The sequence below is a fragment of the Blautia sp. OF03-13 genome (assembly GCF_003460685.1).
GTDB classification, from domain to species: domain Bacteria; phylum Bacillota; class Clostridia; order Lachnospirales; family Lachnospiraceae; genus Fusicatenibacter; species Fusicatenibacter saccharivorans.
Map to the genome: position 1 here is coordinate 32,384 of NZ_QTVR01000008.1, position 15,163 is coordinate 47,546.

General features: G+C 51.0%; 11 protein-coding genes and 1 pseudogene. 10 read left to right on the top strand and 2 right to left on the bottom strand.

Annotated elements, in window-relative coordinates; genetic code table 11:
* Window positions 1-127 precede the first annotated feature (127 nt).
* Window positions 128-952, top strand: a complete 825-nt coding sequence (locus DXA55_RS07665; RefSeq protein WP_117804171.1) for a TrmH family RNA methyltransferase — start codon at window positions 128-130, stop codon at window positions 950-952.
* Between the two features lie 91 nt (window positions 953-1,043).
* Here DXA55_RS07665 and DXA55_RS07670 read toward each other — a convergent pair whose 3' ends face one another.
* Window positions 1,044-1,919 (bottom strand): AraC family transcriptional regulator, encoded by an 876-nt coding sequence (locus DXA55_RS07670; protein ID WP_158565057.1) that lies wholly within the window; start codon window positions 1,917-1,919, stop codon window positions 1,044-1,046.
* 350 nt (window positions 1,920-2,269) lie between these two features.
* Here DXA55_RS07670 and DXA55_RS07675 point away from each other — a divergent pair, with 350 nt between their 5' ends.
* Window positions 2,270-3,814: an alpha-amylase family glycosyl hydrolase gene (locus DXA55_RS07675; RefSeq protein WP_117804109.1), complete on the top strand. Its 1,545-nt coding sequence runs from the start codon at window positions 2,270-2,272 to the stop codon at window positions 3,812-3,814.
* Between the two features lie 58 nt (window positions 3,815-3,872).
* Here DXA55_RS07675 and DXA55_RS07680 read toward each other — a convergent pair whose 3' ends face one another.
* Window positions 3,873-5,924 (bottom strand): HelD family protein, encoded by a 2,052-nt coding sequence (locus DXA55_RS07680; RefSeq protein ID WP_117804110.1) that lies wholly within the window; start codon window positions 5,922-5,924, stop codon window positions 3,873-3,875.
* A 136-nt stretch (window positions 5,925-6,060) separates the two neighbouring features.
* Between DXA55_RS07680 and sigK the strand changes: the two genes are divergently transcribed.
* From sigK to groL, 8 genes and pseudogenes are all read left to right on the top strand, one after another.
* Complete coding sequence (gene sigK, locus DXA55_RS07685) at window positions 6,061-6,687, top strand: RNA polymerase sporulation sigma factor SigK (RefSeq protein ID WP_022462180.1); 627 nt, start codon at window positions 6,061-6,063, stop codon at window positions 6,685-6,687.
* A gap of 195 nt (window positions 6,688-6,882) precedes the next feature.
* Complete coding sequence (locus DXA55_RS18580) at window positions 6,883-7,005, top strand: hypothetical protein (protein ID WP_330415163.1); 123 nt, start codon at window positions 6,883-6,885, stop codon at window positions 7,003-7,005.
* Window positions 6,995-8,404 (top strand): YifB family Mg chelatase-like AAA ATPase, encoded by a 1,410-nt coding sequence (locus tag DXA55_RS07690; RefSeq protein ID WP_330415164.1) that lies wholly within the window; start codon window positions 6,995-6,997, stop codon window positions 8,402-8,404. Before DXA55_RS18580 ends, DXA55_RS07690 begins: the two co-directional genes overlap by 11 nt.
* The gene (dprA, locus tag DXA55_RS07695) at window positions 8,392-9,276 is read left to right on the top strand and encodes a DNA-processing protein DprA (RefSeq protein ID WP_242998402.1); all 885 of its coding nucleotides are present in this window, start codon (window positions 8,392-8,394) and stop codon (window positions 9,274-9,276) included. Before DXA55_RS07690 ends, dprA begins: the two co-directional genes overlap by 13 nt.
* A 367-nt stretch (window positions 9,277-9,643) precedes the next feature.
* The gene (gene topA, locus DXA55_RS07700) at window positions 9,644-11,725 is read left to right on the top strand and encodes a type I DNA topoisomerase (RefSeq protein ID WP_117804112.1); all 2,082 of its coding nucleotides are present in this window, start codon (window positions 9,644-9,646) and stop codon (window positions 11,723-11,725) included.
* 258 nt (window positions 11,726-11,983) lie between these two features.
* Window positions 11,984-12,804, top strand: a pseudogene (gene codY / locus DXA55_RS07705) (GTP-sensing pleiotropic transcriptional regulator CodY).
* A 346-nt stretch (window positions 12,805-13,150) separates the two neighbouring features.
* The gene (groES, locus tag DXA55_RS07710) at window positions 13,151-13,435 is read left to right on the top strand and encodes a co-chaperone GroES (RefSeq protein ID WP_022462185.1); all 285 of its coding nucleotides are present in this window, start codon (window positions 13,151-13,153) and stop codon (window positions 13,433-13,435) included.
* 36 nt (window positions 13,436-13,471) lie between these two features.
* Window positions 13,472-15,097 (top strand): chaperonin GroEL, encoded by a 1,626-nt coding sequence (gene groL, locus DXA55_RS07715; protein WP_022462186.1) that lies wholly within the window; start codon window positions 13,472-13,474, stop codon window positions 15,095-15,097.
* The last annotated feature ends 66 nt before the right edge of the window (window positions 15,098-15,163 follow it).

A 15,163-nucleotide genomic window follows, 5' to 3' on the forward strand; every position in this document is an offset into this window, starting at 1 on the left:
GCACGGTTTGGCGAATGGTGCGGGGAACGGCACCGGCGGGAAAAAGAATGGATTGCGAAACGGGAGCGGGATTGCTACAATAGAACATAGTGAAAACAAAGAGAAAACGCAAAAGGAAATCAATATTATGTCAGAGATCAGAAAAATCGAAAACTTTGCGGCGCCAGAGCTCGACGTGTATGCGCGTCTTTCAGAACCGCAGTTATTGCACTATTATGAACCGCAGCCAGGCCTTTTTCTTGCGGAGAGTCCGCGTGTCATCGAGCGTGCGCTGGATGCCGGATATGAACCGGTTTCGTTCCTTGTCGGAAGCGCAGAACTTGCCGCAAACGAAGCACTCTTTGCGCACTGCCCGGACGCGCCGGTCTATACAGCAGAGACGAAGGTGCTGGAACAGCTCACAGGCTTTGCCCTCACGCGCGGCATGCTCTGCGCGATGCACCGCCGCACGCTTCCGGCTATGGAGGAAATCTGCCGGAATGCCCGCCGCGTGGCGATCCTGGAAAATGTCGTGAACCCGACGAATGTCGGTGCGATTTTCCGTTCTGCCGCCGCACTTGGCATCGATGCCGTGCTCCTCACATCAGGCTGCAGCAACCCGCTGTACCGCCGTGCCATCCGCGTGAGCATGGGAAATGTCTTCCAGGTCCCGTGGACCGTGCTGCCAGGCGGCAGTTACTGGCCGGAGCAGGGAATTGCTGCACTGCAGGAACTTGGATTTTATACCGTTGCGATGGCATTAAAAGAAGACTCCGTGCCGATGGATGATCCGTCGTTAAAAACGCATGAAAAGCTCGCCATTCTGCTCGGAACCGAGGGTGACGGACTGGCAAGTGATACGATCGCTGAAACAGATGCAACCGTGCTGATTCCGATGACACACGGTGTGGATTCACTGAACGTCGCTGCGGCGAGCGCTGTCGCATTCTGGGAGCTGGCGGGAAGAAGATAAAGATGTTCCGTCGGTACCGGAGATTACGGAATAAAAATAGGATCAGAGATAGATTTTCGGGATGCATATTTTGATGCATCCCTTTTTGAATTTACGGATTTTGAAATTCCTTCCGATACATCTGCGGCGTACATCCCACTTTGTTTCGGAACTGCCGGTTGAAGTTGGAAAGGTTGCGGAAACCATTGTCGTACGCGATTTCGGACACACTCCGCGTCGTACTGCGCAGCGCCTCGCAGGCGGCTTTGATCCGAAGCTGTGTCAGATATTCAACGGCCCCGAGTCCGAAGGTCTGCTTAAAACAGCTCATAAAATAGCTTTTGCTCAAATGCGACAGCCTGGCAAGTTCCTCTATGGTAATCGGGTCGGCGAAGTGCTCCTGGATATAGGCGAGCACAGGCCGCAGGTTTTCAGCAGCCGCAGGCATGGCGGGACGATCGGTGCAGAGTTCCGGCGATGCGGCGAGCAGATAGAAGAAGCGGAGCAGCTCACTTTTCAGCAGAAGATCGGAGACAGCAGAGTTTTCACGGATGCAGCGGAAAATCTGATGGACGGATGCAGAAAGTGCAGCATAACCGGAATGTTCGGGTGAAATCGGTGCCTGGATGCGGCGCCGGGCGGAGAAAAACGGCTGCAGAATTTCCATGTAGCTGCGGTCGTCATACCCGCCGATCAGCATATTCTGGTGGAAAACAATCGTATCATAAAACATCGACTCCTGCTCGGCGGGCAGAATGGCATGTACGAGGTTCGGCTGAATCAGAAAAATATCACCGGCATGCGCCGTAAGCAGACGGTCCTCATACTGAAAATACCCCGTTCCGCGTTTGATATAATTCAGCTCCATCTCCCCGTGCCAGTGTAGCGGTACGCCGGGAAAATAGTCGGGCATCCGGCAGTCATAATAACTGTAGGGAACCTGCATGGAGCCGTGCTGGCGTTTTTCTTTCGCAGCAGAAAGCATCATAAAATCCTCCTCCAAAAAGCATGTCCGTAAAATGCCGGAAATGGCAGAGCGTGGCATGGATAAAATCAGTTAATGTTCACTCAGCAGTGAAACACTTGCTGTTTCGCTGCGTAAGAAAGTGATTCAGGTGTGAGCAGCCCTCCTTTTGCGAAGCAAAACTTTAAATGAGGGGTGCGAAGGTTACAGTTCGCTGGGTACCAGTGAACTGTAACTAAAATCATAGAATAGTATTAGAATGAAATAGGAAATTACTGGTATTTCAGCGGATACAGTAGTAATATATCATATAGAAACACTTGCTGCAACGACGAAAATACAGCAGAAATAAGAGTGAAAGAGGAAAAGAAAAAATGTCAAAATGGTTAGATAACGCAGTATTTTATGAGATTTACCCGCAGTCCTTCAACGACACCAACGCCGACGGAATCGGAGATTTCCAGGGTATCATTGAAAAATTAGACTACATCAAGGAACTGGGCTGCAACGCCATCTGGATCAACCCGTGCTTCCTGTCCCCATTCGGTGATGCAGGATACGATGTCGCAGATTACTGCCGCGTTGCACCGCGCTACGGAACGAATGAGGATCTGAAGAGAGTTTTCGAAGAGGCACACAAACGTGACATGCACGTTCTGCTCGACCTGGTTCCGGGCCATACATCTGTTGAGCATCCATGGTTCAAAGAATCCATGAAAGCAGACCGCAATGAATTTACAGACCGCTACGTATGGACCAATAACGTATGGGAAGCACCGGAAGGAATGGGAAGCCTGCGCGGCATTTCCGAGCGTGACGGCGCCTGCGCCATCAACTTCTTCTCCAACCAGCCGGCCCTGAACTACGGCTTTTATCAGCCGGATCCGGAAAAACCGTGGCAGCAGTCCTTTGATGATGAGGGACCGCAGGCAACGCTGGCAGCGATGGAAGATGTCATGAGATTCTGGCTGAACATGGGCTGCGACGGCTTCCGTGTCGATATGGCGGGCTCCCTGGTAAAGAACGATCAGGAAGGCAAAGGAACCATCCGCCTGTGGCAGCAGGTACGGAAATTCCTCGACGCCGAGTTCCCGGATGCAGCCATGGTATCCGAGTGGGGCGAGCCGGACAAATCCTTACAGGGCGGCTTCCACATGGACTTCCTGCTTCACTTTGGACCGTCCCATTACAACGATCTGTTCCGCTGCGATGAGCCATTCTTCTCCAAACGCGGAAAAGGAGATATCTCTGAGTTTGTAGAGACCTACAAAACCAACTACAATAAGACCGCACAGAAAGGCCTGATCTGCATCCCGTCCGGAAACCATGATATGGACCGCCTGGCACGCCGTCTGCAGGGGGATGAGCTGAAAATTGCTTTCGCTTTCCTTCTTTCCATGCCAGGTGCGCCGTTCATCTACTACGGTGATGAAATCGGTATGCGCTACGTCGAAGGCCTGAAATCCGTTGAGGGCGGATACAACCGCACCGGTTCCCGTTCTCCGATGCAGTGGGATGACAGCACCAACGCAGGATTCTCCAGCGCACCGGCCAGTGACCTCTACATCACCATGGACCCGGGCAAAGACCGTCCGACCGCCAAAGCACAGATGGCCGATCCGGATTCCCTGTACCACGAAGTTAAAAAACTCATCGAGATCCGCCAGAGCAGCAAAGCACTCTTAAGCCGCGGAACCATCGAGTTCGTTTATGCAGAGAAAAACCAGTATCCGCTGGCATACGTCCGTGAGGCTGAGGGTGAAAAAGTCCTCGTTATCATCAACCCATCCGACAAAGAGCAGTCCTTCCCATACAGTGCAGAGCTGAAGGATGCCCTCTACACGATCGGAGGAAAAGCAGAATCCAAAGACGGAACCATCACCATCCCGGCACAGTCCGCAGGATTCTATCATATCTGATCGAAAATAAAAATGACAGGGAGATCCAATCGAATTTTTTCGGAGGATCTCCCTGTTTTTAAATATGATACACTCTCAGCTCATGCAATGCCCTGGTCGCTGCAATATACTGCGCCTGCATCATTATCTCCCGTTTCTCGTCCTTCGGGAAAATAGAGAACACCTGATCAAACTCCAGCCCTTTCGCCAGATAAAATGTGGTAACCGTCAGTCCTTTCTTAAAACTGGAGCTGTCACGGTTCAGCCAAGAAAGCCGCTTTTCACAGTCAAAATCTTTTTCTGCCAGAATCTCCCGCAAAATCAAATAAGCCCGTTCCGCCGTCTTCTCATCCGGTACAATCACCGCCGCCGTCTCATACGTTTTCTCATCTGGAAACAGCGTATCCACTGCCTCCCGCAGAGCCGCCTCAAGATCCGTGACATCCCGTTCCAACACCGGCATTCCGTGCCGTTCAAACAGCTCCAGATCCGTCACGCCAATGAGATTTGCCGCATACGACGCAATTTCCACCGTATTCCGATAACTCTTCCGCATCTCAATCCGCCGCAGATCCTTCCCGAAAATCCCCGGTAAAAACTGCAGTACATCCTGCTGCTGATCCGCCATCGTCTGCGCCCGGTCGCCGAGAATCGTCATCTTACAGGAAAACATCCGCCGGATAATCAGATACTGGAGCCGCGAATAATCCTGCATTTCATCAATCACCAGATGCTTAATATTCGACCGCTCCGCCTGCCGCGACAGGCGGTACTTCAGATACAGAACCGGATACACATCCTCATACCGCAGTTTCCGCTTCTCCAACGGCCGCCGCGGCAGCGTCTGATATCCCTCTTCCTTCAGAAAACGATTGTAGAGAACATAAAAATCCATCGTCTCATACATCTTCTGGAATTTTTCGATGAGCGGAATCCGCTCCTCCTCCGGCAGATCCCGGTTCAGCAGCGTCTCGATCTCGTCAATAAACGTCTCCGCCACCGCATCCATCCGCGAGAGCAGCGGAATATCCGCAAACTTGTCATAAAACAGCGTAATAATCTCCGATTCTGACTTCACAAACGACTTATACGAAACGTCTGAGAAATTCATCAGCTCGTCCTCAAGCTCCAGCGCAAATCCCTCCATCTGGTCCACAAACGCCTGCGACTGTTTTAAAGCAAACCGTTCTGCGGCTTTTGGATCCCGCATCTCCCGCTCAATCTGATCACAGCGGTCCTCACAGTCCGCCGCCGTGTCCTGTAATTTGCGGTAAGCAAAGAGATCAAAACTCATTTCCTGAATATTCTCCTCACCGAGCTCCGGCAGAATATGTGAAATATAATCCGAAAATACCCCGTTCGGCGATAAAATCAGAATATTCGAAGACTTCAGATTCTGTCTGTCATGATACAAAAGGTAGGCAATCCGATGCAGCGCCACCGATGTCTTGCCGCTTCCCGCCGCTCCCTGAATTACCAGAATCCGGTCCTTCGTATTGCGGATGATCGCATTCTGTTCCTTCTGAATTGTGCGGATAATATTCTTCAGCTGTACCTCGCCGTTGCTGCCAAGCTCCGCCTTTAAAATATCATCATCAATTTTCACATCACTCTCAAATCCGTAAATCATCTTTCCATCCCGGATCTTATACTGCCACTTGGAACAGATTTCCCCTGTCATCTCGCCGCCCGGCGCCAGATAGGAAGCCGGCCCGCGGTCAAAATCGTAGAAAAGACCGCTGACCGGGCTTCTCCAGTCGTAAATCAGCGGCAGCTCGCCCGGCCGCTCCGCAAAATTGCCGATGCCGATATAGAAAATTTCCGGCTCATCATCCCCGTCATAGCAGAAATCCACACGCCCGAAGAACGGAGAATCCAGCATTTTCCGGAAGCGGCTCCGCAGAAGAAGCTGCTCCTGATTCGCATTCACCTGATGCAGCAGCGCCTGCTGATTGTCGTAATCCTCATATCCGTACTGGTCCATCTCGGTATAGTTCTGCCAGTAATAATCGTGCATATTTTCAATCTCTTTCTGTCCGTCCAGCAGAGACTGGCTGATCTCGGCAAGACGCGCCTGCAGCTTTTCCAGCACAAAAGAAAGATATTCCTGTCCGTTTTTCTGGTCTGTCATAAAAGGAAACCTCCTCTTAAAAATATAATGTCGAGTGCCGGAAAACCCGGCTGATCTTATCAGTATAGCAGACAGGCACGTTTCCTGCAATTCAAACATAAAATAAAGAAAAATCCCCTTTGAGGTGCCGCTTTTCTTGGAACCCTTTTTAAAACCACTGTCTGCACAGGAAGAAAAAAGCTGTCTGGATGCGTATCAGAGGGGCGATACAAAAGCCAGAGACATTCTGGTCGAGCGGAATCTGCGCCTGGTCGCGCACGTTGTGAAAAAGTATCAGGGCCTGCCCGATGATCTCGACGATCTGATTTCCATTGGAACGATCGGCCTCATCAAGGCGGTGATGACATATGATTCGAAAAAAGGAAACCGGCTGGCCGCATACGCCGCCCGCTGTATTGATAATGAGCTGCTGATGTATCTTCGGAGCAAAAAGAAAACGGCACGGGAGATTTCCCTCTACGAGCCGATCGGAACCGACAAGGAGGGAAATGAGATCCATCTGCTCGACATCGTGGAGGGCGGCGGGGAGGATATCGCGGAACAGTACAACCGGAAAGAGGACGCGGTGCGGCTGTACTGTTATCTGGATTCGGAATTAAAAGAGCAGGAAAAACAGGTGCTTCTTCTCCGGTACGGCCTTGGCGGAAAAGCAGAATACACACAGAAACAGGTCGCTGCCCGGCTCGGCATCAGCCGTTCGTACGTGTCGCGGATCGAGAAGAATGCAATTGAAAAGTTGCGGTTACGGTTTGCCGCTTCGTAAATGCTTGACATTTCAAACGGACTGCTTCTATAATAAAGGGTAAGGAAATCAGGTGCAGAAAAGGTTTCCTTATCCTTACTTTTTCGAACAAAAATCAAAGATAATATCTTCCCGGTGTTCTTGCCGGACATTTTCCCAAAATGAAAAATAAATAGGAACTATACGACCTGCTACTGAAAGAAAAGGAGGTTTTCTTTGTATTGCAGTGTATTATCAGCCACCGTCTCGGGCATGGAGATGATTCCGGTGCAGGTGGAGGCGGATGTCAGTGACGGCATGCCGCAGTTTACGATGGTCGGCTACGTGAGTGCCAGGTAAAGGAGGCGCAGGACCGCGTGCGGACAGCCTCAAAAACATGGGAATTTCCCTGCCGCCGAAACGAATTACGATTAATTTATCCCCGGCGGACGTCCGAAAAGAAGGATCGCGTTTCGATCTTCCGATTGCAGCGGGCGTTCTGATGACGCTCGGCCGGATTCCGCCCGGGTCACTCCGGAAAACGATGGTGCTCGGCGAACTCGGCCTTGACGGCCATGTGCAGGAGATCAGCGGTGTATTTCCGGCAGCGGCGAAGGCGCGGGAGCTTGGATGCACAACGCTTCTTGTTCCGGCCGGAAATGCCGCGGAAGGGGGTCTGGTCGGCGGGCTTCACGTCGTTGGAATCCAGAATTTACAGGAGCTTTTGAACTACTGCTGTGAAGGGAAAATGCCGTCGCTTCCGTCTATAGAAAATCAAAAGAAGGAGGACGGAAAAGAGCCGGACTTTTCCGAAGTGCAGGGCCAGACGGCGGCGCGGCGGGCGGCGCTCATCGCTGCGGCCGGATTTCACAATCTGCTGATGCTGGGGCCGCCGGGCAGCGGAAAATCCATGATCGCAAGGCGGATTCCGACGATCATGCCTCCGATGTCTGAGGAGGAGCAGATGGAAGTAACGCGGATCTACAGCATCGCCGGAATGCTTGCCAAAGGAGAGGGTGTCCGCCGGGAGCGGCCCTTCCGTGCTCCGCATCACACGATATCGCCGCAGGCTCTTGCAGGCGGCGGAAAACAGCCGTCCCCGGGCGAAATTACGCTGGCACACCGCGGCGTTCTCTTCCTTGATGAACTCCCGGAGATGACGCGCACAACCATTGAGATCCTGCGCCAGCCGCTCGAGGAGCACCGGATTGTGATTTCCCGTGTCAGCGGAAACTATGTGTTCCCGGCGTCATTTCTGATGGTGGCGGCAATGAACCCCTGCCCCTGCGGCTTTTACCCCGACTTATCGCGCTGTACCTGCGCACCCGGCGACATCAGCCGGTATCTCTCGAGAGTCAGCCAGCCGTTCCTCGACCGCATGGATCTCTGCGTGCAGGTGGAAGCACTTTCCTACGAGGATCTGCACGGCGAGGGGCGGTGCGAATCCTCGGCCAAGATGCGGGAAAAAGCGACGGCAGCGGCGGAAATTCAGGCGGCGCGCTACCGGCAGGAGTCGATTCATTTCAATAGCGAACTGAAAGCAGGCCAGATCGAGAAATACTGTATTCTGGAAAAGGCAGCGGAAGAGCTTTTAGAGGATGCCTTCCGCCGCCTGCGCCTCAGCGCGCGTTCCTACCACGGGATTATCCGCACCGCGCGGACAATTGCGGATCTGGACGGGGCGGTCAAAATCGGCGTGCCGCATATCAGCGAGGCGATCTGCTTTCGGAGCGCCGACAAAAGTATATGGAGGATCTGACGTATGGCGATGGAAATCTTTACAGTCGGCCGCGGGCAGGAGGCTATCCGGAGCGGCTTATGCCGTTCGCGGACATGCCGTCCCGCCTTTTCGTGCGGGGCGCGCTGCCGGCGGATGAGCAGAAAACAGCGGCGATTGTGGGCGCGCGGATATGTACGGCGTACGGAAAGAGCCAGGCGGCCTTTTTCGCGCAGGTGCTGGCGGCAAACGGCGTGGCGGTGATCAGCGGACTGGCGTGCGGAATCGACGCGGCGGCGCACGAGGGGGCACTGCGTGGAAAGGGAAAGACGTTTGCCGTGCTTGGCTGCGGCGTGGATATCTGCTATCCGAAACAGAATTACCCGCTGATGCGGCGGATGCTGGAAAACGGAGGCGGTGTCTTAAGCGAATTTCCGCCGGGCGCAGAGCCGCTTCCGTGGCATTTCCCGATCCGCAACCGCGTGATCAGTGCGCTGGCAGATGTCGTTCTGGTAATTGAGGCAAAAGAGAAGAGCGGCTCGCTCATTACGGCGGACTACGCGCTGGAGCAGGGAAAAACGGTATTTGCCCTGCCCGGACGGACAACGGATGCGACAAGCCGCGGCTGCAACCGCCTGATCGCGCAGGGAGCGGAAATTGCGATTTCACCCGAAACGATTCTCGAGGAGCTGGGCGTGAAAAAGGCCGGGACAAAAAGAGCCGCACCGCGTCCGCGCTATGGAAAAGAGGCGGAAATGGTTCTGAAAACACTCGCGGCAGAACCGCAGAATCTTGCACAGCTTGCCGGCAGCACCGGAATCCCGCTGCAGGAGCTGACCGGCATTCTGCTGGCACTCGAAATTGACGGCGTTATTGCGGAAAATCCGCCGGGCGTGTACATGGCGTTATCGTAAAAGGGACGAGGAAAAGAAAGGTTTTGTGATATTCCGCCCGGTGCACAATTATAATAGAAGAAAAAGAAAAAAGGGGGCTCTTCTGCGCCGCGTGCATGTCTGAAAAAGGAAAAAGAAAAGAAAAAAATCAGGAAAAATCGTTAAAAAATAGAAAAAATCCTGTTATTTTGTCGGGAAACATCGAAAAATGGTACATTTTAAAAATGGAAAACACTTGCAAGAAAAAACTTTTTGGTGTATAGTCAGTGGAAGTTACGACTAATTTAGGAATTATTCTGGAATTTGTAATGATGCAGAACTATGCGATATGAAAAACGCAATATAGATCTGGACAGTTATAAAAATATGTATTCAGGAGGCATCAGAGGTGGCAAAATATCTTGTAATAGTGGAATCACCGGCAAAAGTCAAGACGGTGAAAAAGTATCTCGGGGCAAATTACGAAGTTGCAGCATCTATGGGCCATGTGCGCGATCTGCCGAAAAGCCGGCTTGGAATTGATGTAGAACATGACTTTGAACCAAAATATATCACCATCCGCGGAAAAGGAGAGCTTCTGGCATCTCTTCGAAAAGCCGCAAAAAAAGCAGATAAAGTTTATCTCGCAACTGACCCTGACCGCGAGGGAGAGGCAATTTCCTGGCATCTGTCGATTGCGCTGAATCTCGATGAGAACAAGATGCGCCGCATCACCTTCAACGAGATCACAAAATCAGCAGTCAAAGCGTCGATCAAACAGGCACGCGACATCGATATGAACCTGGTGGACGAGCAGCAGGCGCGCCGCTGCCTCGACCGTATGGTAGGTTATGAAATCAGTCCATTGTTATGGAAGAAAATCAAACGCGGACTTTCCGCCGGCCGTGTGCAGTCCGTTGCACTGCGCATCATCGGCGACCGCGAGGATGAGATCAATGCGTTCATTCCGAAAGAATACTGGACACTGGAAGCAGATCTGAAAATTCCGGGCGAGAAGAAACCGCTCGTCGCAAAATTCCACGGAAAAGGCAGTGAAAAGATGGCGGTCGAGACGAAAGAGCAGCTCGATGAAATCTTAAAGGGACTGGAAAATGAGACCTTTACCGTATCCGAAGTGAAAAAAGGAGAGCGTTCCAAGAAAGCGCCGCTTCCGTTCACCACGAGTACCCTGCAGCAGGAAGCATCGAAGGTGCTGAACTTCTCCACGCAGAAGACGATGCGTCTGGCGCAGCAGCTCTACGAGGGCGTGGAAGTAAAGGGAAAGGGAACGATCGCTCTGATTTCCTATCTGCGTACCGATTCTACACGAATCAGCGAGGAGGCCGATGCGGCAGCACGTTCCTTTATCCAGGAGCAGTACGGCACAAAATATACCGCAAGCGGGGACACGACGGAGAATAAAAACAGCAAGGCACAGGATGCGCACGAGGCCATCCGTCCGACCGATGTGACGAATACACCGGTAATGGTAAAAGAATCCCTGCCAAGAGATCTGTTCCGCCTGTATCAGCTGATCTGGAAACGCTTTGTGGCAAGCCGCATGCAGCCAGCCGTCTATGAGACAATTTCCGCACGGATCAATGCAGGAGAGTATCTCTTTACAGCAGCTTCCTCCCGTCTGGCATTTGATGGTTTCATGTCCGTTTACACCGATCCGGATGAGGAAAAGAAAGAGAAAAACGCCGCTGTCCGGAGCCTGGAGGCAGGAACGGAGCTGGCACTGGAAAAGATGGATCCGCAGCAGCACTTCACACAGCCGCCGGCACACTACACCGAGGCATCCCTTGTCAAAACACTTGAGGAACTCGGTATCGGCCGTCCAAGTACGTATGCGCCGACCATCACAACGATCATCAACCGCCGTTACGTGGCAAAGGAGAACAAGAACCTTTACATGACAGAGCTCGGCGAGGTGGTCAACAACATGATGAAAGAGGCATTCCCGAGCATCGTGGATGTCAACTTTACGGCAACGATGGAAGCTTTGCTCGACAGGGTTGGAGATGGAAGTGTTCCGTGGAAGACAGTAGTCGAGAACTTCTGGCCGGATCTCTATGAGGCGGTCACAGAGGCAGAAAAGAACCTCGAAGAAGTTAAGGTAGAGGATGAGGTGACAGATGTCATCTGCGAGAACTGCGGCCGCAACATGGTGGTCAAATACGGCCCGCACGGAAAATTCCTCGCCTGCCCGGGATTCCCGGACTGCAAGAACACGAAGCCGTATCTGGAAAAGATCGGTGTTCCGTGTCCGAAGTGCGGAAAAGAAGTGATCCTGCGCAAGACGAAAAAAGGACGGAAATATTATGGATGCGAAAACAATCCGGAATGCGATTTCATGTCCTGGCAGAAACCGTCTGCCAAGAAATGCCCGCAGTGCGGCGGCTATATGCTGGAAAAAGGCAATAAGCTGGTCTGCGCGGACGAGCAGTGCGGCTATGTAGAAGCACGCGAAAAGAAAGACGAAGACTGAGAATGACAAAGCGGTCTGTACTGGTGAAAAACTGGTGCAGGCCGTTTTTTTGCTTATCGCGGCGGAAAAACAGGAAGATCCGAAAAAATTTAGCATGAATTTTTATAAAATTTATAGTTTTCTGAAAAATATATTGATTTCCGGAAAACTACATGATAGAATGAGCTTAGTTTTAAGGGTTGTCTGAAAAAGGCATCAGTGTGCATTTTTTTCGGCGGATACGCCAAAAAATGCAGAAAATAAAGAAAGGAGAAGAACATGAGCGTACAACTGCTGGATAAAACCAGAAAAATCAACAAACTGCTTCATAACAATCACTCCACGAGGTCGTGTTCAACGATATCTGTGAAGTCCTGATGGAAACGTTAAGTTCCAATATCCTGGTGATCAGTAAAAAAGGAAAAGTGCTGGGCATCAGCCTTTGCCCGGGCGTGGAAGAAATTACGGAGCTGATCGAGGATAAGGTGGGCGGTTATGTCGATGCCGCATTAAACGAGCGTCTCCTCGGCGTACTCTCCACAAAAGAGAACGTCAATTTACAGACCCTCGGCTTTGAGCGGCCTGGTGTAGAGCGCTACACCGCAATTATCTGCCCGATCGAGATCGCCGGAGAACGCCTTGGTACCGTATTTATGTACCGCTGCACCCCGCAGTACGATATCGACGATATCATCGTCAGTGAGTACGGCACAACCGTTGTCGGACTGGAAATGATGCGTTCCGTCAACGAGGAAAATGTGGAGGAAAACCGCAAGGTTCAGGTGGTTAAATCCGCATTCAACACGCTGTCCTTCTCCGAACTGGAAGCCATCATCCATATCTTTGATGAACTGAACGGGGATGAGGGCATTCTGGTTGCAAGCAAAATTGCAGACCGCGTCGGCATCACAAGATCCGTCATCGTAAATGCCCTCCGCAAATTCGAGAGCGCAGGCGTCATCGAGTCCCGTTCCAGCGGTATGAAGGGAACGTATATCAAGGTATTAAATGATTATATCTTTGATGAACTCGACGAGATCAAAGCAAGAAAGAACCTGAAAGGAAAGGGCGATGCCCATCCGGACGAGGCGAAAAAATAAAAAAGTGGAATGTAGAAAAGAATCGGAGCCGTTTAAGAATGGCGCCGTTTCTTTTTGTGCAAAAAGCATTCGGGGAGCGGAAAAAAATGGTATCATTCCCGTTTTTAGGAATAAACTATAATTAGATTCTAAAGAGAGTATAAAATATGAAAAAATTGCCAAAATAAGAAAAAACGAGGAAATAAGAGAAATTAAGAGTTATTACGAGAGAAAAAAAGAGAATTACAAAATTCATGCATTTGCGAAATGAGGTGGAAAACACTATAGTAAGAACCATCAAGTAGCACTCGAATGAACTGAGTGCTAATAAATAAAACTGAATGAAATCTTGAAGGAGGAAACATAAATGAAGTTAGTACCTTTAGGTGACAGAGTTGTATTAAAAGAGTTAAAAGCAGAGGAAACCACAAAATCCGGTATCGTACTTCCGGGACAGGCACAGGAGAAACCGCAGCAGGCTGAGGTTATCGCAGTAGGACCTGGAAAAGTAGAAGACGGCAAAGAAGTAAAAATGGAAGTTGCAGTCGGAGATCAGGTAATCTATTCCAAATATGCAGGAACCAACGTCAAACTGGAAGATGAAGAGTACATCATCGTAAAACAGGATGACATTCTGGCAGTTGTAAAATAAAGAATAATCAAGTAAAAATCAGGAGGCATGACAATCATGGCAAAAGAGATTAAATATGGAGCAGAGGCAAGAAACGCTCTTCAGAATGGTGTAAACCAGCTTGCAGATACCGTACGTGTAACCCTTGGACCGAAAGGAAGAAACGTTGTTCTGGACAAACAGTACGGCGCTCCGCTCATCACAAACGATGGTGTTACGATTGCAAAAGAGATCGAGCTGGCAGACGGCTTTGAAAACATGGGCGCACAGCTCATCAAAGAAGTTGCTGCAAAGACCAACGACGTAGCAGGTGATGGTACCACAACCGCAACCGTTCTGGCACAGGCTATGGTAAACGAAGGAATGAAAAACCTGGCAGCAGGTGCGAACCCGATCGTTCTTCGTAAGGGAATGAAGAAAGCAACCGATAAAGCTGTTCAGATCCTTGCAGAGATGAGCCAGCCGGTAGCAGGCAAAGAGCAGATTGCAAAAGTTGCAGCTGTTTCTTCCGGAAGCGAAGAAGTAGGCCAGATGGTAGCTGACGCTATGGAAAAAGTTTCCAAAGACGGCGTTATCACCATCGAGGAGTCCAAGACCATGCAGAACGAGCTGGAGCTGGTAGAAGGTATGCAGTTCGACCGTGGATATATCTCCGCTTACATGTGCACCGATATGGAGAAAATGGAAGCCGTTCTCGACAATCCATATATCCTGATTACCGATAAGAAACTGTCCAACATTCAGGAAGTTCTTCCGCTGCTGGAGCAGATCGTACAGAGCGGCGCAAGACTGCTGATCATCGCTGAGGACGTAGAGGGCGAGGCTCTCCAGACACTCGTGATCAACAAACTGCGCGGAACCTTCAACGTAGTAGCTGTCAAAGCACCGGGATACGGCGACAGAAGAAAAGCAATGCTCGAGGATATCGCAATCCTGACCGGCGGCCAGGTGATCTCCGAGGAAGTTGGTCTGGAATTAAAAGACGCTACTCTGGAAATGCTCGGACGTGCAAAATCTGTTAAAGTTCAGAAAGAGAACACCGTTATCGTTGACGGTGCCGGCGCAAAAGATGCCATCGCAGCAAGAATCGGCCAGATCAGATCCCAGATCGAGGAGACCACTTCTGAGTTCGATAAAGAGAAACTGCAGGAGAGACTGGCAAAAATGGCAGGCGGCGTAGCTGTTATCCGTGTAGGTGCAGCAACCGAGACCGAGATGAAAGAAGAAAAACTCCGTATGGAGGATGCTTTAAATGCAACGAGAGCAGCCGTAGAAGAGGGTATCATCGCAGGCGGCGGTTCTGCATACATTCATGTAACAACACAGCTTGCAGAGCTGATTGACAGCCTGGACGGCGACGAGAAGATCGGTGCAAGAATCGTACAGAAAGCACTCGAGGCTCCTCTGTTCCACATCGTAACAAACGCAGGTCTGGAAGGCGCTGTTGTGATCAACAAAGTAAAAGAGTCCAAAGTAGGTGTTGGATTTGATGCATACAACGAAGAGTATGTAGACATGATCCAGGCTGGTATCCTTGATCCGGTTAAGGTTACCAGAAGCGCACTGCAGAACGCTACCAGCGTTTCCGCAACCCTGCTGACCACCGAGTCCGTAGTTTCCACCATCAAAGAGCCGGCTCCGGCTATGCCGGCAGGCGCAGACGGCGGAATGGGAATGATGTAATTTCCGGGATAAAAATGTCTGGTAAAACAAAATAAGAAAACCGGCTGGCAAAGACCGTAGCGGAAC

Coding starts and splice junctions, on each gene's coding strand:
- DXA55_RS07665 (WP_117804171.1), top strand. CDS start 128: ATGTCAGAGATCAGAAAAATCGAAAACTTTGCGGCGCCAGAGCTCGAC.
- DXA55_RS07670 (WP_158565057.1), bottom strand. CDS start 1,919: ATGATGCTTTCTGCTGCGAAAGAAAAACGCCAGCACGGCTCCATGCAG.
- DXA55_RS07675 (WP_117804109.1), top strand. CDS start 2,270: ATGTCAAAATGGTTAGATAACGCAGTATTTTATGAGATTTACCCGCAG.
- DXA55_RS07680 (WP_117804110.1), bottom strand. CDS start 5,924: ATGACAGACCAGAAAAACGGACAGGAATATCTTTCTTTTGTGCTGGAA.
- dprA (WP_242998402.1), top strand. CDS start 8,392: ATGGAGGATCTGACGTATGGCGATGGAAATCTTTACAGTCGGCCGCGG.
- groES (WP_022462185.1), top strand. CDS start 13,151: ATGAAGTTAGTACCTTTAGGTGACAGAGTTGTATTAAAAGAGTTAAAA.
- groL (WP_022462186.1), top strand. CDS start 13,472: ATGGCAAAAGAGATTAAATATGGAGCAGAGGCAAGAAACGCTCTTCAG.